The sequence below is a fragment of the Fontimonas sp. FW305-C-3 genome, assembly GCF_058783185.1.
The window spans coordinates 993,340-1,018,686 of sequence record NZ_JBYSYK010000001.1; the positions used below are offsets into that span (position 1 = coordinate 993,340).

At 65.3% G+C, this 25,347-nt stretch carries 15 protein-coding genes; 14 read left to right on the forward strand and 1 reads right to left on the reverse strand.

Annotation, left to right across the window (positions count from 1 at the left end; genetic code table 11):
* Positions 1–11: 11 nt before the first annotated feature.
* The 4 genes from AC3WUF_RS04655 to AC3WUF_RS04670 all read left to right on the forward strand — a co-directional run bounded on the left by AC3WUF_RS04655 (position 12) and on the right by AC3WUF_RS04670 (position 4,857).
* The gene (locus AC3WUF_RS04655) at positions 12–614 is read left to right on the forward strand and encodes a LemA family protein (protein WP_492422892.1); all 603 of its coding nucleotides are present in this window, start codon (positions 12–14) and stop codon (positions 612–614) included.
* Positions 611–1,474, forward strand: a complete 864-nt coding sequence (locus AC3WUF_RS04660) for a TPM domain-containing protein (RefSeq protein ID WP_492422894.1) — start codon at positions 611–613, stop codon at positions 1,472–1,474. Before AC3WUF_RS04655 ends, AC3WUF_RS04660 begins: the two co-directional genes overlap by 4 nt.
* A gap of 2 nt (positions 1,475–1,476) precedes the next feature.
* Positions 1,477–1,980, forward strand: coding sequence for a TPM domain-containing protein (locus AC3WUF_RS04665; protein ID WP_492422896.1), 504 nt, complete (start codon positions 1,477–1,479; stop codon positions 1,978–1,980).
* 216 nt (positions 1,981–2,196) lie between these two features.
* Positions 2,197–4,857, forward strand: a complete 2,661-nt coding sequence (locus AC3WUF_RS04670; protein WP_492422898.1) for a DUF1302 domain-containing protein — start codon at positions 2,197–2,199, stop codon at positions 4,855–4,857.
* Positions 4,858–4,925: 68 nt separating this feature from the next.
* Here the strand turns inward: AC3WUF_RS04670 and uvrA are convergent, their stop codons facing one another.
* Entirely contained in the window at positions 4,926–7,751 is a 2,826-nt protein-coding gene (gene uvrA / locus AC3WUF_RS04675) for an excinuclease ABC subunit UvrA (protein WP_492422900.1), read from the reverse strand.
* A 261-nt stretch (positions 7,752–8,012) separates the two neighbouring features.
* Here uvrA and AC3WUF_RS04680 point away from each other — a divergent pair, with 261 nt between their 5' ends.
* The 10 genes from AC3WUF_RS04680 to AC3WUF_RS04725 all read left to right on the forward strand — a co-directional run bounded on the left by AC3WUF_RS04680 (position 8,013) and on the right by AC3WUF_RS04725 (position 25,324).
* Complete coding sequence (locus tag AC3WUF_RS04680) at positions 8,013–9,206, forward strand: MFS transporter (protein WP_492422902.1); 1,194 nt, start codon at positions 8,013–8,015, stop codon at positions 9,204–9,206.
* A 150-nt stretch (positions 9,207–9,356) separates the two neighbouring features.
* Complete coding sequence (gene ssb / locus AC3WUF_RS04685) at positions 9,357–9,845, forward strand: single-stranded DNA-binding protein (protein ID WP_492422904.1); 489 nt, start codon at positions 9,357–9,359, stop codon at positions 9,843–9,845.
* 227 nt (positions 9,846–10,072) lie between these two features.
* A complete protein-coding gene (locus AC3WUF_RS04690) occupies positions 10,073–12,493 on the forward strand; it encodes a cyclic nucleotide-binding domain-containing protein (RefSeq protein ID WP_492422906.1) in 2,421 nt (806 codons plus the stop codon).
* A 26-nt stretch (positions 12,494–12,519) separates the two neighbouring features.
* Positions 12,520–13,530 carry a hypothetical protein gene (locus AC3WUF_RS04695; protein ID WP_492422908.1) on the forward strand — a complete coding sequence of 337 codons (1,011 nt, stop codon included), beginning with the start codon at positions 12,520–12,522 and terminating at the stop codon, positions 13,528–13,530.
* Between the two features lie 6 nt (positions 13,531–13,536).
* Positions 13,537–15,186 (forward strand): FHA domain-containing protein, encoded by a 1,650-nt coding sequence (locus AC3WUF_RS04700; RefSeq protein ID WP_492422910.1) that lies wholly within the window; start codon positions 13,537–13,539, stop codon positions 15,184–15,186.
* A gap of 43 nt (positions 15,187–15,229) precedes the next feature.
* Positions 15,230–17,395, forward strand: coding sequence for a heme-binding protein (locus tag AC3WUF_RS04705; RefSeq protein ID WP_492422912.1), 2,166 nt, complete (start codon positions 15,230–15,232; stop codon positions 17,393–17,395).
* A complete protein-coding gene (locus tag AC3WUF_RS04710; RefSeq protein ID WP_492422914.1) occupies positions 17,385–19,430 on the forward strand; it encodes a hypothetical protein in 2,046 nt (681 codons plus the stop codon). Before AC3WUF_RS04705 ends, AC3WUF_RS04710 begins: the two co-directional genes overlap by 11 nt.
* Positions 19,431–19,441: 11 nt before the next feature.
* Positions 19,442–23,167 (forward strand): hypothetical protein, encoded by a 3,726-nt coding sequence (locus AC3WUF_RS04715; protein ID WP_492422916.1) that lies wholly within the window; start codon positions 19,442–19,444, stop codon positions 23,165–23,167.
* 51 nt (positions 23,168–23,218) lie between these two features.
* Complete coding sequence (locus AC3WUF_RS04720) at positions 23,219–24,283, forward strand: hypothetical protein (RefSeq protein ID WP_492422918.1); 1,065 nt, start codon at positions 23,219–23,221, stop codon at positions 24,281–24,283.
* Positions 24,284–24,532: 249 nt separating this feature from the next.
* Positions 24,533–25,324 carry a hypothetical protein gene (locus AC3WUF_RS04725; protein WP_492422920.1) on the forward strand — a complete coding sequence of 264 codons (792 nt, stop codon included), beginning with the start codon at positions 24,533–24,535 and terminating at the stop codon, positions 25,322–25,324.
* Positions 25,325–25,347: the final 23 nt, after the last annotated feature.

The window sequence follows — 25,347 nt, forward strand, 5'->3', positions numbered from 1 at the left end:
TGGAGCGAATCATGAAACGGTTACTGCAACTTGTGGTTTTGAGTGCGACGCTGATTCTCAGCGGCTGCGGGTACAACACGATGCAGCGTCAGGACGAAGGCGTCACCGCCGCCTGGAGCGAGGTGCTGAACCAGTACCAGCGCCGCGCCGATCTCGTGCCGAACCTGGTCAACACCGTGAAGGGCTTCGCCCAGCAGGAGAAGGACGTGCTGCTCGGCGTCACCGAAGCGCGCTCCAAGGTCGGCAGCGTCAACGTCACGCCGGACATGGTCAACGACGCGGAGAAGCTCAAGCAGTTCGGCCAGGCCCAGGGTGAACTTTCCAGCGCGCTGTCGCGCCTGCTGGTCGTCACCGAAAACTATCCGCAGCTGCGCTCCGACACGCTGTTCCGCGATCTGCAGGCGCAGCTCGAAGGCACCGAGAACCGCATCACCGTCGCCCGCAACCGCTATATCGCCGCGGTGCAGGAATACAACACGACTGTGCGCAGCTTCCCGAACAATCTGTTCGCCGGAATGTTCGGCATGGCGGTCAAGCCGAACTTCACCGTTGAGAACGAGAAGGCGATTTCCAGCGCGCCGACGGTCGACTTCAGCGAGCCGGCCAAGGAGTGATCCTAAGCCGCGCCACGGCGGTTCTCGCGGCACTGCTGCTCGGCCTGGGCGTTGCCTGGGCGCTGGTGGCGGTTCCCGAGCTGCGGGCGCGGGTGACGGATCAGACTGCGACGCTGAGTGCGCCGCAGATCGACAGCCTGGAGCAGACGCTCGCCGCGTTCGAGCGGCAGAAGGGCAGCCAGATCGCGGTGCTGATCGTGCCGACGACCGAGCCGGAGACCATCGAGCAGTACAGCATCCGCGTGGTCGATGCCTGGAAGCTCGGTCGGAAGACCGTCGATGATGGCGCACTGCTGCTGATCGCGAAGAACGACCGCAGTCTGCGCATCGAAGTTGGCCAGGGCCTGGAAGGCGCGCTGCCCGATGCGCTGGCCAAGCGCATCATCGAGGAGACCATCACGCCGCAGTTCAAGCAGGGCGATTTCTACCGCGGCATCGATGCCGGTGTCGGCCAGATGATCAGCGTCATCAACGGCGAGCCGCTGCCCGAGCCCGAGTCCGGCGCTTCCGGAGGCAGTGGCGGTGGCGACGGCGGCGGCAATCTGGACTGGCTGATCTGGTCGTTCCTGTTGTTTTACGGCGCCGGCACCAACTTCAAGAAAAAAATTGGCGCCCTGCCGGTATCCGCGCTCGTTGGCGTGGGGACCGGTGTGGTGGCGGGTTGGCTGCTGGGCATGCTGCAGTTCGGCGTCGCTGCCGGTGTGATCGCGACGATCGTGGCCCTGGTGTCCTACTCGATCGATGGCGGCCGCGGCGGCTTTGGCGGCGGCGGTAGCTATCGCAGCAGCGGTGGTGGCGGTGGCGGATTCAGTGGCGGCGGCGGTGGTTTCAGCGGCGGTGGCGCGTCGGGCAGATGGTGACGATGAGCAAGTTCAAACGGCTGTGGAATCACGCCTGCACCGGCTCGCTGTCTGCACGACGGCATTTTCCCGACACGACGATGAGCGCGATTGAGCGCGCGGTGCAGGTCTGCGAGGCGCGGCATCCCGGCGAGATCCGCTTTGCGCTGGAACCCTCGTTGCCGGTGCTCGCGGTCTGGCGCGGGATGACGGCGCGGCAACGCGCGATCGAGGTGTTCTCCGATCTGCGCGTCTGGGATACCGAGCACAACAACGGCGTGCTGATCTATTTGCTGCTCGCCGATCACGCGGTCGAGATCGTCGCGGATCGCTTTGTCGCCCGTGGCCGGGTGCCGCAGTCCGAATGGGATGCAGCCTGCCGGCTGATCGAGGGCCATTTTTCGGCGGGCCGGTTCGCGGCCGGGGCGGTTGCGGGAATCGAGGCCGTTGCCGAGGTTCTGGCGCGCTACCCGCCGGGTCCCAAGGATGTCGGCAACGAGCAGCCCGACGCCCCGGTCAGGCTCTGATCATTGCAGGCACGGTCGATTATTCCGCCGCGGCTGGCGATCTGGCTCAAGAAAGCGCCGCAGGTGCTTGATTCAGGCTGTTGTGTTGCGGATGGGGCGAGTTAATCAATACACTCCGAGCCAGGTAGAGAGACCGAGCGAACGGATACGTCGATATCCGACGCCAATGTGCGATTTCGCGGGCCAGATAGCGCCCGGATGGTAGGGGAAACACGAATGAATCAACGGAACAGAATCCGTGGCGTAGCGTTTGCTGCCGTAGCGGCGCTTGCTGCTGCGCTGCAGGTGGGGCCTGCCCATGCCTTGAGCTTCACGGTGCCCTGGGGGGACCAGGACATCGAGGGTGTGCTCAACAGCTCGATCGTCGTCGGCGCATCGATGCGCATGCAAGGACGCTCCAGCGAGTACCTGGGCAAGGCCAACATCAATCCGGATGTCTGCGGCGGCCTCAACCAGGCCTGCCAGGGCCTGTTCCGCGACCAGGGTCACCCGGCGTTCGCGCTGGCCAATGCACCCGGCCAGTTCAGCCCGAACTACGACGACGGCAACTGGAACTACGACAAGCACGACCTGACCTCGGGCATCGTCAAGGTGACCCAGGACATCACGCTGACCTATGGCGACTGGGGCTTCTTCGCCAAGGGCCTGTACTACTACGACTGGGTCAACTCCAATCTCGAGGAGTACCACCCGAACGAACTGACGCCGGAGAACCGCGATCAGTACGCGATGCGCGACCCGAATCCCGCGCTCGGTCTGCTGCTGACGCAGTACGGACGTGGCGGCCCGGTCAACCGCCGCCGCGGTGGCGAAGTGCTGAGCCAGATCGGTGCCGAGGCGCAGTTGCTCGATGCCTATCTGTACACGACGGTGCCGCTGTGGGACGACAAGGAGCTGAGCGTCAAGCTCGGCCGTCAGGGCATCAACTGGGGTGAGTCGCTGCTGCAGGCGCTGAACTCGCTGAACCAGGCCAACCCGGTCAACGCCAACAACTTCTATCGCGTCGGCTATCTGGTCGAAGAAATCTTCACGCCGATCAACATGATCTCCGGTTCGTTCGAGCTGTTCCCGGACGCGACCTTCGAGGCCTTCTACCAGCTGGAGTGGCAGCCGCTCGAAGCGCCGGCACCGGGCTCGATGCTCGCGGTGTCCGATGTCGTCGGCGTCGACAATGCAATCAACCGGGCCTACATCCATTTCGGCGGCGGTCCGGAAGATCCGGAAGGCCTGGCCTATCCGCTCTACAACCCGCTGTCGGGCGTCACCAACACCTCGCTGACGATCGATCGCCTGCCGGACCTCGAGCCGGAGACCGCGGGCCAGTACGGCTTCTCGCTGAAGTACTACGCTGAAGAGCTCAACAACGGTACCGAGTTCGGCTTCTATTTCATGAACTATCACTCGCGCCTGCCGTACGCGAGCATCTTCTCGACGGTCGCCAGCTGCGCGCGCCGCGAGGGCAATTCGCTGGGCATCGACGCCTACGATCCGGTCACCTTCCTGCTCGCCTGCCCGGACCTGCCGCTGGTGCGCGACGCCGTCGGCGGCGATCCGGCCAACGCACGCAGCAACGCCGTGCCGCTGGATACGGAAAAGCTGCTGATCGAGTATCCGGAAGACATCCGCCTCTTCGGCCTCAGCTTCGCGACGACCGCGTTCGGCTGGTCGTTCCAGGGTGAAGTGGCCTATCGCCCGAATGCGCCGCTGCAGATCGATACCGAAGATCTGGTGTTCGCCGGCTTCGGCCCGACGCTGTCGCGTTGTCACGATCCCAATCTCGAGCGCCTGCTGGTCGTCGATCCGCTGGATCCGGTCGTTGAACTGACGCAGCGCCTGTTCGACACCATCGGCGGTCTGCTCGGCGGCTCGCTGGGGGTGCCCAACGTGCTGCCGGCCGGTCGCGGCTGCGCCGGCTCGACGACCGGCATCGGCTCGACGGGTCCCGGCAGCTCGCCGATCGGCTCGTTGTCCAACGGCGCCGCGATCTACGCGCCGAGCGACTACGTCACCGATGCCGACGGCACGCCTGGCGCATTCAACGACACCTTCGATCTGGCGATCGGCCATGCGCCGGGTTCGGCCCGTTCCTTCCCGGCCTTCGTGACGCCGTACCGCGGCGTGAAGGCGGGCGAGAACGCGCCCTGCGAGCCGGAATTCCTCGGCAGCCAGAATCGCTACAGTACCGATCAGACGGTACGCCGCGAGCGCAATCCGAACTTCGTCGGCTACAACCGCAGCAACCCCTGTTACATCCAGGGCTACGAGCGGATGGACACCTACCAGTTCAACCTCGGCGGTACGCAGGTGCTCGGCGCCAGCGACAACCCGATCGGCGCGGACCAGATTCTGTTCGTGTTCGAAATCGGCGCGACCTGGGTTCCGGACATGCCGGACCTCGACGAACTGCAGTTCGAAGCCGCCGGCACGTACAGCCACGCCAGCGCCGGTGCCGATGGCACGGGTGCCGACCGTTCGGCCCAGGCCTGCTCCTACGATCCGACCACCGGTGCACCGCGCGAATCCTGCTCGTTCGGGGTCGACGGTCTGCGCTTCAATCCTTCGCAGGCGAATCTGGATCTGTACCCGGATCCGTTCTCCTGGGGTTACGTGATGATCGGCATCCTGCGCTACGAGTCGGTATTGCCGGGTATCTCGTTCGCGCCGCAGTTCATCTGGCAGCACAACGTCAACGGCACGGCACCGGGACCGGGCGAGAACTTCATCGCCGGCCGCAAGACCATGGACCTGCAGATCGAGACCCGCTACAAGTCCAACCTCGCGTTCTACCTCGGCTACACCTGGTACACCGGCGGTGCCGAAGCCAACATCTACCGCGACAAGGACATGGCCCGCGCCTTCGTCCGCGTGCAGTTCTAAGGCGACGCGCAGTACAAGAAAGGGCGGCCCTCGGGCCGCCCTTTTTGTTGCTTCCCAACTTCCGGCGGCTACTTCCCGCCGAGCAGCGGCTTGAGGAAGCGCCCGGTGTGCGAGCGCTTGATCTTGACGACCTGCTCCGGCGTGCCGCTGGCGACGATCTCGCCGCCGCCGCTGCCGCCTTCGGGGCCGAGATCGATGATCCAGTCCGCACACTTGATGACGTCGAGGTTGTGCTCGATGACGACGACGGTGTTGCCGTGCTCGCGCAGACGCTCCAGCACCTTCATCAGCTGGGCGACGTCGTGGAAATGCAGGCCGGTGGTCGGTTCGTCGAGGATGTACAGCGTCTGCCCGGTGTCGCGGCGCGACAGTTCCTTGGCGAGCTTGACGCGCTGTGCTTCGCCGCCGGACAGCGTCGTCGCGTTCTGTCCGAGCGTGATGTACGACAGGCCCACGTCCATCAGCGTCGCCAGCTTGCGATGCAGTGCCGGCACCGGACGGAAGAACTCGTGGGCATCCTCGACCGTCATGCCGAGCACTTCGTCGATCGTCTTGCCCTTGTAGCGGACCTCCAGCGTCTCGCGGTTGTAGCGGCGCCCGCGGCAGGTGTCGCAGGTAACGTAGATGTCCGGCAGGAAGTGCATCTCGACCTTGATGACGCCGTCGCCCTGGCAGGTCTCGCAGCGACCGCCCTTGACGTTGAACGAGAAGCGCCCGGCCGTATAACCGCGCGAGCGCGACTCGGACACCGCGGCGAACAGATCGCGGATCGGCGTGAACAGGCCCGTATACGTCGCCGGATTCGAGCGCGGCGTGCGGCCGATCGGCGCCTGGTCGATGTCGATGACCTTGTCGACGTGTTCGAGGCCTTCGATCGCATCGCATTCGGCGTGATGCGTCGCCGCGCCGTTGAGCTGGCGCGCGGCATAACCGTACAGCGTGTCGTTGATCAGCGTCGACTTGCCGGAGCCGGACACGCCGGTCACGCAGGTGATCAGACCGGTCGGGATTTCCGCGGTGACGTTGCGCAGATTGTTGCCGCGCGCGCCGCGGATAACGATGGCCTTGTCGGGCTGCGCCGGCGTGCGCAGCTTTGGCACTTCGATGCGCGTCGTGCCGACGAGATACTGACCGGTGATCGAGTTCTTGGCCTTCTCGATGTCCTTCGGCGTGCCTTGCGCGACGATGTGGCCGCCATGCACGCCGGCGCCGGGGCCGATGTCGACAACGTAATCGGCGTGACGGATCGCATCCTCGTCATGCTCGACGACGACCACCGTGTTGCCGAGATCGCGCAGGCGGAACAGCGTCTGCAGCAGGCGTTCGTTGTCGCGCTGGTGCAGGCCGATGCTCGGCTCGTCGAGCACGTACATGACGCCGACCAGGCCGGCGCCGATCTGCGAGGCGAGGCGGATGCGCTGCGCTTCGCCGCCGGACAGCGTCTCGGCGCTGCGCGCCAGGGTCAGGTATTCGAGGCCGACGTTGTTGAGGAAGCCGAGCCGCGCGCGGATTTCCTTGAGAATCTTGTCGGCGATCTCGCCCTTGTGGCCGGGCAGCTGCATCGCGGTGAAGAAATCCTCGGCGTCGCGCACCGACAACGCCGTCAGGCTCGGCAGATTGCGGTCGGCGACGAACACGTTGCGCGCCGCGCGATTGAGGCGATCGCCGTTGCAGTCGGGGCAGGCCTGGTTGCTGAGGTACTTGGCCAGCTCCTCCCGCACCGCATCCGATTCGGTCTCGCGATAACGGCGCTCGAGGTTGGGGATGATGCCTTCGAACTTGTGCGTGCGTTTCTGGATGCGTCCGCGCTCGTCCGGATACTCGAAGGCGATGCGCTCATCGCCGCTGCCGTACAGCAACACCTTGCGCACTGCCGCCTTCAGCGTCTTGAACGGCACTTCCGGATCGAAACCGTAGTGCTTGGCCAGAGAGGTGACGAAATGCCAGTAATAGGGATTGCGCTTGTCCCAGGAACGCACGGCACCGGCGGCGAGGCTGAGTTCCGGATGGACGACGACGCGCGATTCGTCGAAGGTCTGCAGCGAACCCAGGCCGTCGCACTTCGCGCAGGCGCCGTGCGGCGCATTGAACGAGAACAGGCGCGGTTCGAGCTCTTCCAGCGAATAACCGCAATGCGGGCAGGACATGCGCGCCGAGAAGGCCAGCGGCTCGGCGTCACCGCTATGCGGCACGATGTAGGCCAGGCCATCCGACAGGCGCAGCGCGGTCTCGAAAGACTCCGCGAGGCGCTGCTTGAGATCGGCGCGGACCTTGAAGCGGTCCACCACGATTTCAATGTTGTGCTTGAGCTTGCGGTTCAGCGGCTGGACTTCGTCGAGCTCCAGGACCTTGCCGTCGACGCGCACGCGCACGAAGCCCTGCGCGCGCGCCTGCTCGAACCATTCCGCATGCTCGCCCTTGCGGTCGCGCACCACCGGCGCCAGCAGCAGCCAGGCCGACTCGGCCGGCTGGCGCAGCACATGGTCGACCATCTCCGAGACCGACTGCGCTTCCAGCGTCACGCCATGGTCCGGGCAGCGCGCGGTGCCGACGCGGGCGAACAGCAGGCGCAGGTAGTCGTAGATCTCGGTAACGGTGCCGACTGTCGAACGCGGATTGTGCGAAGTGGATTTCTGCTCGATCGCAATCGCCGGCGACAGGCCTTCGATGACGTCGACATCGGGCTTCTGCATCATCGACAGGAACTGCCGTGCGTACGCCGACAGCGACTCGACATAGCGGCGCTGGCCTTCGGCATACAACGTGTCGAATGCGAGCGAGGATTTTCCGGACCCGGACAGGCCGGTGATGACAATCATCTTGTCGCGCGGCAGATCGAGCGAGACGTTCTTCAGATTGTGGGTGCGGGCACCGCGGATGCGGATCGATTCCATGAGGCGGACTGGGGGCGCGAGGGCGAGCAGGGAAGATGGGGTCGGTCGCAGCGGCTTCAACGGCCGCGCAAACCGCGACCTGACATAGTATCTGGACTGGCCGTCGAAAGTGACCCGCATCTGCAACATGGCGGGGAATGGCCGCAGTGACCTAAAATGCGCGCCTGACGTGCCGCAGTCCCCAATGCCGCGGGCTGGCGCGAACTGGCGTATTTCCTGCTGCAGAATGCAGTAGCTGAGTCCAAACCCTTAGAAACCTTGATGAACGCACAGGAATGGCGCGCGGTTTTCGCTCTGGGCGCAGTCTATGCGCTGCGCATGATGGGCATGTTCATGGTGCTGCCGGTGTTCGCGCTGTACGCCCGCGAGCTGCCGGTGCCGGCACAGGCCTGGCAGGCGGGCCTCGCGATCGGCATCTATGGCCTGACCCAGGCCATCCTGCAGATTCCCATGGGCATGGCCTCCGATCGTTTCGGCCGCAAGCCGGTGATCGTCATCGGCATGCTGATCTTCGCCGCCGGCAGCTGGCTGGCCGGTGCGACCCAGGATATCCACTGGATCATCGCCGGTCGCGCGCTGCAGGGCGCCGGCGCGGTGTCGTCGGCGGTTGCCGCGCTGCTGGCGGACGTCACCCGCGACTCGGTGCGCACGACCGCCATGGCCTTGCTCGGCGCCGGCATGGGGCTGGCCTTCGTGCTGGCGCTGGTGCTCGGACCGATCGTCGCCGGCTTCATCGGTGTCGATGGCATCTTCCATCTGACCGCGGCGCTGGCGCTGCTGAGCCTGCCGGTGGTCGTGTTTGGCGTGCCCGCGGTCGAAACGCCGACCGATCGATCCGGCAGCCTGGTCGCCGTGCTCGCCGACCGCCAGCTGCTCGGCCTCAATGGCGGCATCTTCCTGCTGCACGCGACGATGACCGCAGTGTTCACCGTCGTGCCGCTGGCGATCGTCGAAACCCTGCAGCTGACCAGCAACACACACTGGAAGCTGTACCTGCCGGTGCTGCTGGTCAGCCTGATCCCGGTCTTTCCGCTGATCCGCTACGCCGAGCACGGCGGGCGCTACAAGCGCGCTTTCCTGTCGGCGATCGTGACGCTGGGCGTGGCGATGCTGCTGGCGGCCGGCGGCCATGCCTTGCCGGCGGTCCTGGTCGCCGCGCTGCTGCTGTACTTCATCGGCTTCAACTTCCTCGAAGGCGCGCTGCCGTCGCTGATTTCGCGAATGGCGCCGCCGGCGCAGAAGGGCGCGGCGCTCGGCGTCTATTCCAGCGCGCAGTTTCTCGGCGCTTTCGCCGGCGGCGGCCTCGGCGGGCTGGCGCTGCAGCATGCCGGCATCGCCGGCGGTTTCGTCGCCGCAACGGCATTTCCGCTGATCTGGCTGTGTTTTGCGCGCGGGCTGCGGCCGCCGGCGCCGCGCGCGCAGGCCGCGGCGTTGAGCAATTCGGCGCCGGCCTGACGCGCAAACGGCGCGCGGGCAGTTTCCGGCGTCTGCCGGTAGCTGCCTTGAATCGCTGGAGTTTTTTCCTCAGGGCCGCGATGGCGGTTGCCGTCAGCGGACAAGCACTGGATCATGGCGTCCAGCATTCATTATTCGGGAGAACGGCCCATGGCCCGTGGCGTCAATAAAGTCATCTTGATCGGCAATCTGGGCAAGGATCCGGAAACCCGCAGCTTCCCGAGCGGTGGCTCGGTCACCAATGCCACGCTGGCAACGTCCGACAACTGGAAGGACAAGGACGGCAACCAGCAGGAACGCACCGAATGGCACAGCCTGGTGTTCCATAACCGCCTCGGTGAGATTGCCGCGCAGTACCTGCGCAAGGGCAGCAAAATCTACGTCGAAGGGTCGATCCGTACGCGCAAGTGGCAGGACAAGGCCACCGGTGCCGATCGTTACACGACCGAAATCCACGTCAACGAAATGCAGATGCTCGACGGCAAGGCCGGCGGCGGCTCGGCGCCGATGTCCGGCGACGGTGGCGGTTACGACCAGACCCCGCGTCGCTCGGCAGCGCCGGCGGGCCGTGGCGCGGCCGCCGCGGCACCGGCAGCCGGCATGGACGCGCCGTTCGAGGACGACGACATTCCGTTCTGATGCACGGCGTCGCATGCGCGGTTTTCACCGCAGCATGTGACGCAGGTACCGAAGGCGTCGCCAGAGGGGACTCAAGGGACTGGCGGCGTCATTCGTTTTGGCGGTAAAACTGACGGACGATTTCAAATCGAAATAATCCGTCAGCAACATGCCACTTCCGGTGCGTCTGCCCGGAAACCGGCATGCGACGGGTGAGCTAGCTTTAGCAGTTGCCAGCGAGGGGGACCATGTCGTCAGTGCAGCCGTACCGGATTGCGATCATCGGTTCGGGCCCGGGAGGGCTCTCCGCGGCCTGCCGCGCGGCGGAAATGGGCGATTCGCACATCCTGCTCGAAGCCCAGCCGCATCTGTCGAACACCATCTTCCGGTACCAGAAGGGCAAGCACGTGATGGCCGAGCCCAACGTGCTGCCGCTGCGCGCGGCCACCGGTTTCGAGGCCGGCACCCGCGAGAAGATTCTCGACGTCTGGAACCAGGACACCGCGAAGCACAAGGTCAACGTCCGCCACCGCTCGGAAGTCGTCAAGATCGAGAAGCTCGACGCGCACTTCCGGCTGACGCTGGGCTCGGGCGAGACCGTCGACGCCGTCAACGTCGTCATGGGCATCGGCGTGCAGGGCAACCCGCGCAAGATGGGCGTGCCCGGCGAAGACATGCCGGACATCCAGTACTCGCTCGACGATCCGGACGAGTACAAGGGCGAGACGATCGTCGTCATCGGCGCCGGCGATGCCGCGATCGAGAACGCCGTCGCGCTGGCGCGCGCCAACACGGTGCACATCGTCAACCGCAAGAACGAATTCTCGCGCGCGAAGGACGGCAACAATTCGCTGATCCTGCAGGCGATCGAGCAGGGCAAGGTGCGCTGTCACTACGACTCGGCGCCGGAAATCGTCGAACCGCTGGCGGCCAGCCACCCGAGCGGCCGGCGCATGCTGCTCAAGCTCAATTCCAAGGAAGGCGTGGTCGAGGTTCCCTGCGACCGCATCATCGCGCGCCTTGGCGCAACCCCGCAGCGCGAGTTCGTCGAGGCCTGCGGCATCAAGTTCCCGAACAAGGACGCCGCGGCGGTGCCGCAGGTGTCGCCGACCTACGAGTCGAACGTGCCGGGCCTGTACATCATCGGTGCGCTGGCCGGCTATCCGCTGATCAAGCAGGCGATGAACCAGGGCTACGAGGTGGTCGAGTTCATCACCGGCCGCCCGGTCAAGCCGGCCGACGAGCCGATCCTGCGCGAGAAGTTCGCCGCGTTCTCCGCGACGCCGGACGTCGAGGCCTTCCTCGACGTGCTCAACCGCCGCTCGCCGGTGCTCGCGGCGATGAACCGCCTGCAGCTGCGCGAGTTCCTGCTTGAAAGCCGTATCTTCGCGCCGGCGCAGGGCGAGGCGCTGTACAAGGAAGGCCAGCACGGCACTTCGGTATTCATCATCGTGTCCGGCGATGTCGGTGTGCAGCTCGATCCGGGCGATCCGACCAAACTGCGCACGATCAAGGCCGGCCGCATCTTCGGCGAGATGGCGCTCATCTCGGGACGCCCGCGTTCGGCGGCGGTCATCGCCGGCAAGGACTGCGTGCTGATCGAGGTGCCGCGCCGCGCGATGCTCAAGCTGATCGCGGCCAACGACAGCGTGCGTACCTACGTCGACCGCGTCTTCTCGATCCGCGCGCTGGAACGCTATCTGGTGCCCGGCATCGATGAATCGCTGCTGCGCGAGGTTGTCGACTCCGCCAAGCTGTGCCAGTTCAAGGCCAAGGAAACGATCTACAAGATCGGCGACGATTCCAACGAGATCCATCTGATCCGCAGCGGCTCGGTGACGCTGTCGGCCAAGGCCGGCGGCCGCGACATCGTCTTGCAGTACCACGCAGCCGGCCAGTATTTCGGCGAACTCGACGTCGTTGCCGGTGCGAAGCGCACGCAGACCGCGGTCGCCGCGATCAAGACCGAGACGATCCGCGTCGACGCCAAGGCCTTCATGGACCTGCTCGCGAAGAACCCGGCAATGCAGGCCGGCGTGCGCGAGCGCTTCCGCGATCAGATCGAGCAGCGCCTGGTGATGGAGCGCGATCCCGAGAAGGGTGCGCGCATGCACTTCCTGCTCGGCGAAGGTCTCGGCGAGGCGACCGATGCGCTGTTGATCGACGAGGCGCTGTGCATTCGCTGCGACCAGTGCGAGAAGGCCTGTGCTTCGACGCACGGCAACGTCTCGCGCCTCGATCGTGAGGCCGGCGCGACTTTCGACAACCTGCATGTGCCGACGTCCTGTCGCCACTGCGAACATCCGCATTGCATGAAGGACTGCCCGCCGGACGCGATCCATCGCGCACCCAACGGCGAGGTCTATATCCAGAACACCTGCATCGGTTGCGGCAACTGCGAACGCAACTGCCCGTACGGCGTGATCCAGATGGGCGTGCAGACGCCGGAAGCGCCGAGCCTGTGGCGCTGGCTGCTGTTCGGCAAGGGCCCAGCGCCCGGCACCGATATCCACGAGTATCCGAAGGGCTCGATCAAGAAGGCGGTCAAGTGCGACATGTGCGGTCCGCGCGAAGCCGGCCCGGCCTGCGTGCAGGCCTGTCCGACCGGCGCCGCGATCCGCGTGTCGCCGGAGGAATTCTTCGAGGTGCTGTCGCGTGGTGGGCGTTGAGATGAGCGGCGAGTCCGGAGGCCGTCATGGCGTTTAAGGGCCTGTTCGCGCGGCTGAGCAGCAAGGCGCAGCGCGTGCGCCTTGCGCGCCACGAATCCTTCCTCGTCTACCGCGACGCCTATTACCTCAAGTGGGCGCTCGGGTTGTGCGCGCTGTCCTGCGTGCTGTATGCGTTTCACGACCCGATCGAAGGCGCCAGCGGCAGCACCTGGCTCGGCTATTCGCTCGGCACGCTCGGCGCGGCGTTGATTGCCTGGCTTGCCTGGTTCGGCGTCCGCAAGCGCCAGTTCCGCGAGAGCAAGGCGCCGGCGCAGGCCTGGGTGTCGGCGCATGTGTACCTGGGCCTGTCGCTGCTGTTCATCGGTACGCTGCACACCGGTTTCCAGCTCGGCTGGAACGTGCACACGCTGGCGTACGTGCTGATGGTGCTCGTCATCGTCAGCGGTATCTACGGCATCGTCGCTTACTCGGTGTTGCCGCGGCAGGTCACCGCCAACCGCAACGAAATGGAATTCCGCGCGATGCTCGAGGAGATCGCGCAGCTCAACGAAGCCGCACTGTCGCTGGCCGACAAGATCGATCCGGAAACGCATGCCGTCGTCGCGCGTTCGGTCGGCAAGGTCAAGATCGGCGGCTCCGCCTACGAGCAGTTGACCGGGCGCTATGCGATGCCGGGCGATCCGGGCGCCTTCGACCAGTTCGTCAACGTCAAGCGCAAGCAGCTGCAGACGCAGGCGGCGACGATGGCGAGCGCCGCGCAGGGGCGCGGCCGCCAGGCGACGATCGCCTTCGTCGCCGATCAGATCTTCGCGGCCGGCAGTGCACGCAGCAGCGACCAGCCGGCGAACAAGGCCAGCGAGACGCTGCAGAAATTGTTGCAGACCGTCGCCAAGCGCAAGGCGCTGCTGGAGAAGGTCAATCGCGACATCACGCTGCGCGCGCGGTTGACGATCTGGCTGTATTTCCATGTGCCGCTGACGGTCGCGCTGCTCGCGGCGCTGCTGGTGCACATCCTCGCTGTCTTCATCTACTGGTAGCGCCCGATGATTCTCGTCAGACGCTATGGGCAGGATGGCGCCGTCACCGAGACGGGCATCGACGGCGAGATCACGATCGGTCGCGCGACGACCAATACGATCCAGCTGCCGGGCTTGCTGGTCGCGCTGAATCACGCGCGGCTGACGCCGAAGTCGGGCGCTGCGCTGCATCTCGAATGCCAGAGCACGGTCGGCGCCAGCGTCAACGGTCTGATCGGCCAGCGCAGCGCGGATCTGCTGCCGGGCGACGAGATCATGATCGGCGGCCATCGCATCCGCATCGGGGTCGACGATCGCGGCGCGGCGGCGCTGGAGATTCACGAGCGCAACGAGCAGGCCGAGGCCGAAGGCGGCGATGCGGTCACCAGCCTCGAAGCCTCCGGCCTGCGCATGCGCCGTCCGGCGGTGATCGCCGCGCTGCTTGTGCTCGCGCTGTTGCTGGTGCTGCCGCTGGTGTTGCGTGTCGTGCCGCTGCCGGGCTGGGTCGGCAACTTCGTGCCGACCGACCGCCTGTGGTCGTCGGGCCGCGTCAGCGACGCGCATCAGCATTTCGCCAACCAATGCACGGTCTGCCACGACAAGGTCTTCAACCAGGTGCGCGACGAGACCTGCCTGACCTGTCATGCCACGGTCGCGCATCATGGCGACGACGCGCAATCCATGAGCGATGCCGGCCTCGACGAGCGCCGCTGCGCGAGCTGCCACTACGAGCACGGCGATGCGCACGCGATCATGCCGGAGCACCCGGGCATCTGTACCGATTGCCACGCCAACCCCGAGCGCTTCGCCAAGCTCGATCCGAATGCGGTGGTCAAGGACTTCGCCAGCGCGCATCCGGATTTCCGGGTCACGGTGACGGCACTGGAAGGCAGCGTCGGCAAGCCGCTGCGGACCTTGCTGCAGCCTGGGGTCAAGGATCAGAACAGCCTGTTCTATCCGCACGAGCTGCATCTGAATCCCAAGGGCATCCGCGGTCCCGACGGGCGCCAGGTCCTGCAGTGTGCGGACTGCCATCGTCCGGGGCCGGGCGACGTCGGTTTCGAGCCGATCGTTTTCGAGCGCGACTGCCAGAGCTGTCACCAGCTCGATGTCGATGTCGGCGGCCTGCCGTTCCGCCTGCCGCATGGCGACAGCGACGCGGTGCGTACGCTGCTGCAGAGCGCGGCGGGCATGAGCAATGTGCAGATGCCCGAAAACAGTGCAGACAGTGATCGCCGCCGCCCGGGTGAGAATGCGAATCGCGGCGACGGCACCAGCGCGCCGGGGCAGGTCGACGATGTATTCGAACGTCGCGTCTGCGCCAAGTGTCACGAGATCGACCAGGCGCCGAATCAGTCGCCGCGCGTGCGCGCGCCGCAGATCCGCAAGACCTGGATGCCGATGGCGAAATTCACGCACGCGCCGCATCAGTGGGTTGCTTGTGACAGCTGTCACGCTGCAACTGTGAGCACGGACTCAAATGATCTGCTGTTGCCGCAGATCGATACTTGTCGCACATGTCACGGCGGAGTAAATTCGTCGCAGGGCATCCAATCCACCTGCATCGACTGTCATCGCTTCCATCAGGCGGAAGGGCTGTCGATGAGCAAGTCTCCGGGGACACTTGCACATGGGCAGACGCTGGACAGCAATTCCGAGCAGCCGCAAGCCGAATAAGCCTGCGCTGCATCGTCTAGGGGTGCTGTCGGCGTCCGCGCTGATGGTCGCCGCACTCTATGGTTGTTCCGGCGAGCGGCTGGACAACGTCACCGGCATCGGTATCGGCGCTGTGCCGTGCGCGGGCCGCTGCCAGACCGACAATCCGCAACGGCTCGAGGTTGCCGACGTCCAGCGCATCATTGCGCAGGGCGTGGCGGAAGCCACTGCGCGCAACAAGCCGGCGACCTTCGTCGTCATCGATCGCGTCGGCAACGTGCTGGCCGCGTACAAGATGGCCGGCGCGCCCGCAGTCATCAACGTCACGTCCGGCATCAATGTGCGGACCGGCGAACTGGTTCGCGGCGGCCTCGACAACGTCGGCATCGTGCCGTCGGAGCTGGGTTCGCTGGCGAAGGCGCTGACGGCGATGTACTTCTCGTCGGAAGGCAATGCGTTTACGTCGCGCACCGGCGGCCAGGTCATCCAGGAGCATTTCAATCCCGGCGAAGGCAGGACGCCTGGCGGCGCGCTGTTCGGCGTGCAGATCAGTCAGCTGCCGTGCTCCGACATCTCGCGCCGTTTCAACGGCACCGGCCCGGATCCGGGCCCGCATCGCTCGGCGATCGGCTTTGGCGCCGATCCGGGCGGCCTGCCGCTGTACAAGGAAGGCGTGACCGTCGGTTCGGTCGGCGTCATCGCGGACGGTGTCTACGGCGTCGACAAGGTGATCTTCGACAATGACGTCGATACCGACCCCAATGGCAACGTCGACGAGATCATCGCGACTGCCGCGACCTTCGGTTTCGCCGCGCCGCGCGATCGTCGCGCCGATGTCATCACGCTGGAAGGCAAGCTGGCGCGCTTCGCCGATGTCGATTTCGACGACCTGCTGACTTTCGATGATCTGGTCGACGGCGTCACGACCGCCGCCAGCTTCGATCCGCTGCCGCCGCTGACCGACAAGGTCGGTCTGATCGCGATCCGCGGCTATGCGATCGCCAAGGTCCAGCAGGGCACGCAGTTCGGCCAGCCCAACTCCGGTATCCGCGCGGCCAACCGCACCGTCGACCCGCCGGGCCTGGCGGACGCGGACGGTTTCGTCGTCGTCGACGAGAACAACCAGAACCGCTTCCCGGCCATCGCCGGTGCGGGTCCGAACGGCCTGACCAAGGCCGAAGTCGAAGCCCTGCTGGTGAAGTCGGTTCAACTCGCCAACCGCACGCGCAGCCAGGTGCGTCAGCCGCTCGGCTCGCCGGCCGGCATCCATCTCGTCATCGTCGACAGCAACGGCGATATCGTCGGCGCCGCGCGTACGCGCGATGCGCTGGTCGACGCCATCGACGTCAACGCGCAGAAGGCGCGCAGCTCGCTGTTCTTCTCGTCCAACAAGGTTCGCGAACTCGCCGACCTGCCGGGGCCGCAGTACATCGCCCCGGGCCCACCGTCGGGAACCGGCGCGCTCGCCGTGCTGCCCGACCCGCCGGTGCTTTCTCCGGCGCTGGTGCCGGTGGCCGCAAGTGCCAACGCGACGATCAACATCGGCGACTACGTGACGGCGCACCGCGATTTCTTCGGCGGCAACGATGTGCTCGACGGCAACGTCGCGTTCTCGACGCGCGCCTTCGGTCTGATCGCGCGGCCGTTCTATCCGGACAACATCGACGGCAACCCGCCGGGTCCGCTGTCGAAGCCGGAAGGCGAGTGGAGCATCTTCTCGACGGGCCTCGAACTGGATCTGGTCTATAACGCGGTCATCCGCCATCTCGCCTTCGTCATCGGCGATCTCGACAACGACGGCGACATCGATATCCCGACCGACCTGCCGAATGGCGGCCCGGGCAAGGAGCTCGTCGGTGCCGGCTGCACCGGCTACAACACGATCGGCGGCATCCTCGGCGGTGCGCCGGCCCAGGTGAATCCGATCCCGGAAATCCGCAACGGCATCACGCTGTTCGCCGGCGGCTTCCCGATCTATCGCGGCGACCAGCTGATCGGCGCGATCGGCCTGTCCGGCGACGGTCTTGAACAGGACGACTTCCTGCCGTTCCTCGCGATCGATCAGGTCGGCAAGGAAACCGCTGGAGCGAGTCCGATCAACAACGCGCCGATTCCGATCCGCGCGGATCAGCAGCAACCGGGCGGTTTCGATCTGAACCTGCGCTACGTCATCTGCCCGCAATCGCCATTCCTCGATTCCGATGTGCAGGAGGTCTGCAATGGCCTCTGAAATCGGAGTGAAGCACGCGCTGGCTGCATTGCTCGTGCTGTCCTGCGCGACGGCGCAGGCGCAGGACGATCGCCGCCGGCCCGGCTCGCGGGCCGAACGTCCGGTGGCGACGCCTGAGGCAACGCCGGCGGCGAAGCCGAAAGCCGGCGCCGAACCGGCAGCCGCGGCGCCGGTGCTCGCGCCGCTGGAGGCGCCGCGTCTGGGCGTCACCGAGCGCAAGCGGCCAGGGGCCGATACCAAGCCCGCCGCCGCGGCGGCGGTACCTGCGGTGCCCGCCGCGCCGGCTTCGCCGACGATCGGCGTTTCCGAACGTCGCCGTCCGGGTCAGCCGGGCTATACGCGGCCGAACGCCAGTGGCGAACGTGGCGAGCCGGGCTCGCCGCTGAAGGGCAAGCGCGTGCCGTTCACGCCGAACAAGAACAGCGGTCTGCAGGCCGTCGCCAAGCCGGGCGCCAAGGATGAGTTCCGCAAGGAACCGGTCGCCGATCGCTGGCAGCTGACGCGCGTGCTGGGTCTGACCAATCATCCCTGGTACGACCCGTACAACCAGAACACTCTGAAGGCCGACCGGCCGATCATCGGCAACAACTGGTTCTTCAATCTCAGCGTCATCTCCGACACGGTCGTCGAGCCGCGCCAGCTGCCGACGCCGGTCGCCCCGCAGGGCGAAGAGGGCCCGGGGCAGTTCGATCTGATCGGCACCGGCAAGCAGCTCATCCTCAATCAGAACCTCGCGGTGCCGCTGGTGCTGTACAAGGGCAACACGACGTTCATGCCGCCGGACTGGGAGTTCCGCTTCACGCCGGTGTTCAACGTCAACCGTGTCGAGGCCGAGCAGAACCGCGCGCTGTTCATCGACCCGACCGAAGGCCGCACCCGCGACGACAACCACATCGGCGTGCAGGATCTGTTCGTCGACAAGCACCTGTGGGACTGGACCCAGCGCTACGACTTCGACAGCCTGCGCATCGGTATCCAGCCGTTCAACGTCGACTTCCGCGGCTTCCTGTTCCGCGACGAGAACCTCGGTATCCGCCTGTTCGGCAACCGTAACAACAACCAGTACCTCTACAACATCGCCTGGTTCCGGCGCCTGGAGAAGGACACCAACTCCGGGCTCAACGATCTCGGCAAGCCGCTGCGCGCCGACGACGTCTTCCTCGCCAACTTCTACTGGCAGGATCTCGGCGTGCTGGGCCTGACGACTGAATTCGTCGCGCTGTACAACCGCAACCGGGAAGGCGACGAAGGCGCTTACTTCAACAACAACGGCTTCATCGAGCGGCCGTTCTCGCTCGGCGTCGAGAAGCCGCGCAACTACGACGTGCTGTACCTGGGCGTCAACGGCGAAGGTCATATCGGCCGTCTGAACTTCACCGGTTCGGCCTACTTCGCGACCGGCGATCAGGACCAGGGCGTGTTCGTCGATCGCGAGACCGAAATCTCCGCGTATTTCCTCGCGAGCGAGCTGTCGATGGACTTCGACTGGCGGCGCGTGCGCCTGAACTTCCTGTATGCCTCCGGCGACGACGATCCGTACGACGACGCCGAGAACGGCTTCGACGCGGTATTCGAGAACTCGCTGTTCGCCGGTGCCGACACCAGCTTCTGGTATCGCCAGAACGTGCCGCTGATCGGCGGCGGCGGCGTCGCGATCTCGGCGCGCAACGGCCTGCTCAATTCGCTGCGCAGTTCGAAGGACGAAGGCCAGTCGAACTTCACGAACCCCGGCACCGTGCTGCTCGGCGTCGGCGCCGACTTCGATGTCTCGCCGGCCTGGCGCCTGTCCGGCAACATCAACCAGATCGCGTTCGCGGACACCGCGGTGATCGAAGCGGCGCGCCAGCAGGCCAACGTCGGCAACAACATCGGCACCGATGTTTCGGTCGCGGCGATCTGGCGGCCCTTCTTCACGCAGAACATCGTGTTCCGCGCATCGAGCGCCGTGCTGCTGCCGGGTGACGGCTACAAGGCGCTCTACGGCGACGATGAGCTGCCGTATTCCGTCCTCTTCAATCTGACCTTGACCTATTGAGCAGCCCGGCCATGAGACTAGCCATAGTGATCAAGTTTTGCGCCGCGCTGCTGGGCAGTGCCGCCGCCTGCCTATCCATGCCCGCCGCTGCCTCCGGCGGCGAAAGCCCGCGGCATATCGACTACCCGGATTATCCGGACGCGCCGCGGGTGCAGACCCAGGCCGAAGCCAACGACAAGAGCAGCGGCTGCGTCACCTGCCACGTCGACACCGACCAGAAGACCATGCACCGCCAGCCGGGCGTGATCCTCGGTTGCACGGACTGCCATGGCGGCACGTCCACCGTGACCAAGCCGGAAGGTTTCGACAAGGGCAGCGCGGAATACAACGGCGCGTTGGCAAAGGCTCACGTGCTGCCGCTGTTCCCGAACACCTGGCACTGGCCGGCGTCGGCGAATCCGCAGCATTCCTACGCGCTGCTCAACCGCGAAAGCCCCGAGTACACGCGCTTCATCAATCCCAGCGACTATCGCGTCGTGCGCGAGGCCTGCGGCGCCTGCCATCTGCCGGTCATCGAGGCCGCCGAGCGCAGCATCATGGCGACCGGTGCGATGCTGTGGGGCGGTGCGTCGTACAACAACGGCATCCTGCCGTTCAAGCAGTACATCCTCGGCGAGGCCTACGACCGCGACGGCGAGGCGACGACCTTGCTCGGCCCGGTCAAGCCCGACGACAACATGAAGGCCAAGGGCGTCATCGAGCAGCTGTTCCCGATGCCGACCTGGCAGACCACGCCGCCGGGCGATGTCTTCCGCGTGTTTGAACGCGGCGGCCGCAACATCACCAACCTGTTCCCGGAAACCGCGACGCCGAACGCGGTCGGCACGATCCAGCGCCTCGAAGAACCGGGCCGTCCGGACCAGCGCCAGTCGAATCGCGGCCCAGGTACCGGCCTGCGCATCTCGGTGCCGGTGCTCAACGTTCACAAGACCCGCCTCAACGATCCGCTGATGTGGTTCCTCGGCACCAACGAGCAGGCCGGCGACTACCGCAACTCCGGTTGCTCGGCCTGCCACGTCGTCTATGCCAACGATCGCGATCCGCGCCATAGCGGCCCGTATGCGAAGTTCGGCCACGGCGGCAAGTCGCAGACCATCGATCCGACGATCTCGAAGGAGGAGTCGGGCCATCCGCTGCAGCATGCGTTCACGTCGGCGATCCCGACCAGCCAGTGCATGAGCTGCCACATGCATCAGCCGAACGTCTTCGTCAACAGCTTCCTCGGCTACACGATGTGGGACTACGAGTCCGACGCGCCGTTCATGTGGCCGGAGCAGGAAAAGAACCCGACGATCGACGAGATCCGCGAGATCAACCGGCGCAATCCGGAAGAAGCGGCGATCCGCGGCAAGTGGGGCGATCCGGAGTTCCTCAAGACGGTCAGCGAGCTGAACCCGGAGCTGAAGGACACCCAGTTCGCCGACTACCACGGCCACGGCTGGAACTTCCGCGCGATCTTCAAGCGCGACCGCAAGGGCAACCTGCTCGACAAGGACGGCAAGCTCGTCGCCAACGACGATCCGAAGAAGTTCAAGAAAGCGGTGCACATGTCGTCGATCCACGTCGACGTCGGCATGCATTGCGTCGACTGCCACTTCTCGCAGGACATGCACGGCGACGGCCACATCTACGGCGAAGTCGCGCAGACCATCGAGATCGAATGCGTCGACTGCCACGGCACCTCGGATGCGTATCCGTCGCTGCTGACCTCGGGTCCGGCGGCGCCGATGGGCGGCAACGATCTGTCGGTTGCGCGCACGCCATTCGGCCAGCTGCGCTTCGAGTGGGTCGGCGGCAAGCTGATGCAGCGCTCGAACGTCACCGAAGGCCTCGAGTGGGAGATGAGCCTGGTCAAGGATTCGGTGACCAAGGGCAACGCGCACTACAACGAGAAGGCGGCGCGCGCGAAGCTGATGTCGAAGGACACCGAGAAGCAGACCTGGGGCACGTCGGTCAAAGTCGAGGACCGCGCGCATAACGACGAGGAAATGCTCTGCGTCACCTGCCACACGTCGTGGACCACCAGCTGCGGCGGCTGCCATCTGCCGATCCAGGCCAACTGGAAGACCGACAGCCAGCACTATGAGGGCGGTGCATCGCGCAACTTCGCGACGTATAACCCGCAGGTCGCGCGCGACGACGTCTTCCAGCTCGGCAAGCACGGCCCGGCCAAGGGCGGGCGTATTGCGCCGGTGCGCTCGTCGAGCGCGCTGGTGCTGTCGTCGACCAACGTCAACCGCGAGAAGATCTATATCCAGCAGCCGCCGATCGCGGCGAGCGGCTTCTCGTCGCAGGCGTTTGCGCCGCACTACGCACACACCGAGCGCAAGACCGAAACGAAGATGTGCGAGGACTGCCATCTGTCGAAGAACAACGACAACAACGCGATCATGGCGCAGCTGTTGCTGCACGGCACCAACTTCATGAACTTCGTCGGCTATAACGCCTGGCTGGGTACGGACGGTGGGCTGTCGGCGGTGACCGTCACGGAGTGGGACGAGCCGCAGTCGGTGATCGGCAGCTACCTGCATCGCTACGCGTATCCGCAGCGGTACGCCAAGCATCAGGCGGCGCAGCAGAATCTCGTCGAGGAGCACGACCACAGCACCGGCGATCGTGTCGGCTGCCTGCAGCTGCGCGGCGAGTACGTGTTCGCGGCGCAGGGCGATAACGGCTTCGAGGCCTACGACGTCAATGCGATCGCCAACAAGGGCTTCTCGCAGCGCATCATCAGCGCGCCGTTCTCGCCGTTCGGCCACGACACGCGGGTCAAGTCGAAGAACGCGACCTGCGTCGCGCTGCCGAGCAACCAGCCGATCGCGCCGACGCGCAACGAGGGCGACCTCATGCGCAAGACCAACATGGAACAGGCGTTCCATCCGATCTACCATTACGCGCTGATCAGCGACAGCGTCGAAGGTTTGATTCTGGTCAATGTCGACACGCTGGCCGACGGCGAGCCGCGCAACAACTTCCTGGAGCGCGCGCTGACCTGGAACGAGGACGGCGTACTGACCGGAGCCAAGCACCTGACCGTGGCCGGCGACTGGGTCTATGTGGCCGCCGACAAGGGTCTGGTCGTGCTCAACCTCGCCGATCCTCTGAAGCCGCGATATGTGACGACGATCCCACTCGCCGGCGTGCGCGGCAGCGCGGTGCAGTTCCGCTACCTGTTCGCGACGACGGATGAAGGTCTGCGTGTGGTGGACATCACAAATCCGGAAGAGCCGCGCGTGGTACAAAATGCCCTGGTGCCGTTCAGTGATGCCCGGCGCGTCTACCTGGTCCGCACGTATGCGTACGTGGCTGCCGGCAGCGAAGGTCTCGGAATCGTCGATATCACGAATCCGGAAAAGCCCGCGCTGTACCAGCAGTTCAACGCAGACGGTCAGATCAAGGATGCGTGGGACGTCAAGGTCGGTGCTACCAACGCCTCGTTGTTCGCCTATGTCGCAGACGGTGATGAGGGACTCAAGGTCATCCAGCTGATGAGTCCTGAAACGCAGCCCAACTTCTACGGCTTCTCGCCGGATCCGAAGCCGCAGCTGATCGCCAAGCGCAAGACCGACCGGCCGGCGCTGGCGGTGTCGGAAGGCCTGCATCGTGATCGTGCGGTGGACGAAACCGGTGGGCAGATCGCGGTGTTTGGCCGCATCGGCTCACGGCCGTTCAATCTTGAAGAACAGCGTGAACTGTATATGGACGACAACGGCAAGCCGTGGTTTGTCCAGAACTGATGAATGTACCGGCCGGCAAGGATGCTGGCCGGTTAAATTGAGGATATTGAGATGAACAGCCTGAATCCGCGTAAGCCGTATGCAAGCTTTCTGGCCGGCCTCGCCGTTGCCCTGACCGTGGCCGCCTGTGGCGGCGGCGGTGGTGGCGGCGGTGGTGACGACAAGGTCGCCCTCGATCAACCGGACGATCTGATGGCGGCGCTCGACGACAAGGTGACGGCCAATGGCACGCCGCTGCAGCAGCTCGTCGGCCAGCCTCCGGCGTCCAATGGTCTGACGCCGAAGATCGAGGACATCCCCGACGCCACGGCAGTGCCGGGCGATACGGTGTCGCTGCCGATCAATTTCCCGGCCAACACCGACCTGCAGGCGCTGTTTGCCAAGGTTCCGAATGCGGGTTCCTACTTCCAGGCGTCCGTTGCCTCGGGTGGCAAGATCTCCAAGGCGACGGTGGGTGGCATCGCCGTCCTCCAGACCATCGAGTTCCAGGTTGAAGTGCCGGCCAATCTCGAAACGGGCGGCCAGTTCTGCCTCGACGTCAAACTGAAGGATACGGGCGAGAACATCGGCCAGCCGGTGCGGGCTTGCGTCACGGTCGTCGATACGCCGCCTGCGGCGCCGACGAACGACCAGCCTTCGACGGCGGAAGTCGGCACCAAGCTCCTGGGCAGCTGGGCGACGAACTGCATCAACATCGAATCCGAGGAAGCATCGGCTGAAGATCCCAAGGGCGCGAAGCTGGTGCTCGGTTTCGCCACGGGCAAGGCGTACAGCGAAACGATCGAGTTCTATTCGGCCACGACCTGCACCGGCTCGCCGTCCGAGTCGTTCGCGTTCATCGACGGTGTCTGGGAAGCCGGCGATGCGGCGTACAGCGAGCAGGCACGTCGCTGGCAGCGGCCGTTCACCTTCAATCCGAACGATCCGGATCCGAATATCGACTTCGAGCCCTGCTACAACGTGCTGAGCCTCAACGCCGCGGCGACGCAGCTATACCTGGGCCTGCCGAGCACCTTCACGTTCGACAGCGGTCAGGGCGCGATGCCGGGCGACTGCAGCGCCGAGGACACCCGTCCGGCGGCAGTGCTGACCGGCCTGCCGTTCATCAAGCGCTGAGGTCGGAGATTATTCGGAAAAGTGCAGGCGCGAACCGAGGCCGGGTCCGCGCCTGCAGTTCCGATAGAGACAAGTGGCCGGCGCACCATAGTCCAATGGCTATGGTGCGCTTTTGTTTTGTGAGCTAAGTAGTAACGCGGCGCCGAGTCAGGCGCTATGATGCCTGCACACCGTCGGAAGCCGGGCAGCATGCGTGGCGAGCGGGTGAAGGGCGCACATTTTTCAGGCTGATATTGCAGGGGAAAAACCATGAAAATCGCATTGGCAGCGGCAACCGGCTTGCTCGTGATGTCGAACGTCGCACTGGCCTCCGATCCGCAGCTCCAGTTCAGCGCTCGCGTCGGCCCGTCGCTGGGCATGTACACGCAGGACAGCGAGTTCTCGTTCCGTCTGTTTGATAACAACGGCGACGAGCTTGAAGGCTTCAGCACCGAATTCAACGGCGATACCGAGAACTCGTACGGCATCCAGACCGGCCTGAGCTCGGCGTACGGCGACTTTTTCACCGATCTGGCCATCGAGTATCAGATGGTCGATGCCAGCAACAATGCCAAGCTGGACCGCACCGACATCCTGCTGTCGGTCGGCAGTCTGGTCGGCGATCACATGTCCTTCTTCGCCGGCTACCGCCGCGGCATGCAGGGCGATGGCGCCTTCAACGACGACACCTTCTCCGAGTCCGGTCTGTTCGTCGGCACCGGCTTCGGCGGCATGAGCATGGGGCCGATCATTGCCGGCGCGTCGGTGGCGTACAACCTGTCCGAAGCCGAAGACTTTCCGCAGCGCGGCAGCAGCTTCCTGTACAAGGGCATCAGCGTAAAGCTCAGTGCCTCGCTCGCCAGCCTGCCGGCGCACAGCCTGCAGCTGCGTTATCAGCGCTTCACCGGCGACGACACGGTGTCTTCCGAACTGGCCGACGCATCGACCACGCCGGTCGACATCGACGAAGACGGTGTTGCCGATGGTTTCTTCCAGCTCGATCGCGTCGACCTGACGGAAACCTACATCCAGCTCACCTACCTGTACTCGTTCGGCTTCTGATCGCCGAGTCGAGAGTGTCGACC

Bases quoted from the DNA above. Each gene is read 5' to 3' on its own strand.
- AC3WUF_RS04655 (WP_492422892.1), top strand. From the start codon at position 12: ATGAAACGGTTACTGCAACTTGTGGTTTTGAGTGCGACGCTGATTCTC.
- AC3WUF_RS04665 (WP_492422896.1), top strand. From the start codon at position 1,477: ATGAGCAAGTTCAAACGGCTGTGGAATCACGCCTGCACCGGCTCGCTG.
- AC3WUF_RS04670 (WP_492422898.1), top strand. From the start codon at position 2,197: ATGAATCAACGGAACAGAATCCGTGGCGTAGCGTTTGCTGCCGTAGCG.
- uvrA (WP_492422900.1), bottom strand. From the start codon at position 7,751: ATGGAATCGATCCGCATCCGCGGTGCCCGCACCCACAATCTGAAGAAC.
- AC3WUF_RS04680 (WP_492422902.1), top strand. From the start codon at position 8,013: ATGAACGCACAGGAATGGCGCGCGGTTTTCGCTCTGGGCGCAGTCTAT.
- ssb (WP_492422904.1), top strand. From the start codon at position 9,357: ATGGCCCGTGGCGTCAATAAAGTCATCTTGATCGGCAATCTGGGCAAG.
- AC3WUF_RS04690 (WP_492422906.1), top strand. From the start codon at position 10,073: ATGTCGTCAGTGCAGCCGTACCGGATTGCGATCATCGGTTCGGGCCCG.
- AC3WUF_RS04695 (WP_492422908.1), top strand. From the start codon at position 12,520: ATGGCGTTTAAGGGCCTGTTCGCGCGGCTGAGCAGCAAGGCGCAGCGC.
- AC3WUF_RS04700 (WP_492422910.1), top strand. From the start codon at position 13,537: ATGATTCTCGTCAGACGCTATGGGCAGGATGGCGCCGTCACCGAGACG.
- AC3WUF_RS04705 (WP_492422912.1), top strand. From the start codon at position 15,230: ATGGTCGCCGCACTCTATGGTTGTTCCGGCGAGCGGCTGGACAACGTC.
- AC3WUF_RS04710 (WP_492422914.1), top strand. From the start codon at position 17,385: ATGGCCTCTGAAATCGGAGTGAAGCACGCGCTGGCTGCATTGCTCGTG.
- AC3WUF_RS04715 (WP_492422916.1), top strand. From the start codon at position 19,442: ATGAGACTAGCCATAGTGATCAAGTTTTGCGCCGCGCTGCTGGGCAGT.
- AC3WUF_RS04720 (WP_492422918.1), top strand. From the start codon at position 23,219: ATGAACAGCCTGAATCCGCGTAAGCCGTATGCAAGCTTTCTGGCCGGC.
- AC3WUF_RS04725 (WP_492422920.1), top strand. From the start codon at position 24,533: ATGAAAATCGCATTGGCAGCGGCAACCGGCTTGCTCGTGATGTCGAAC.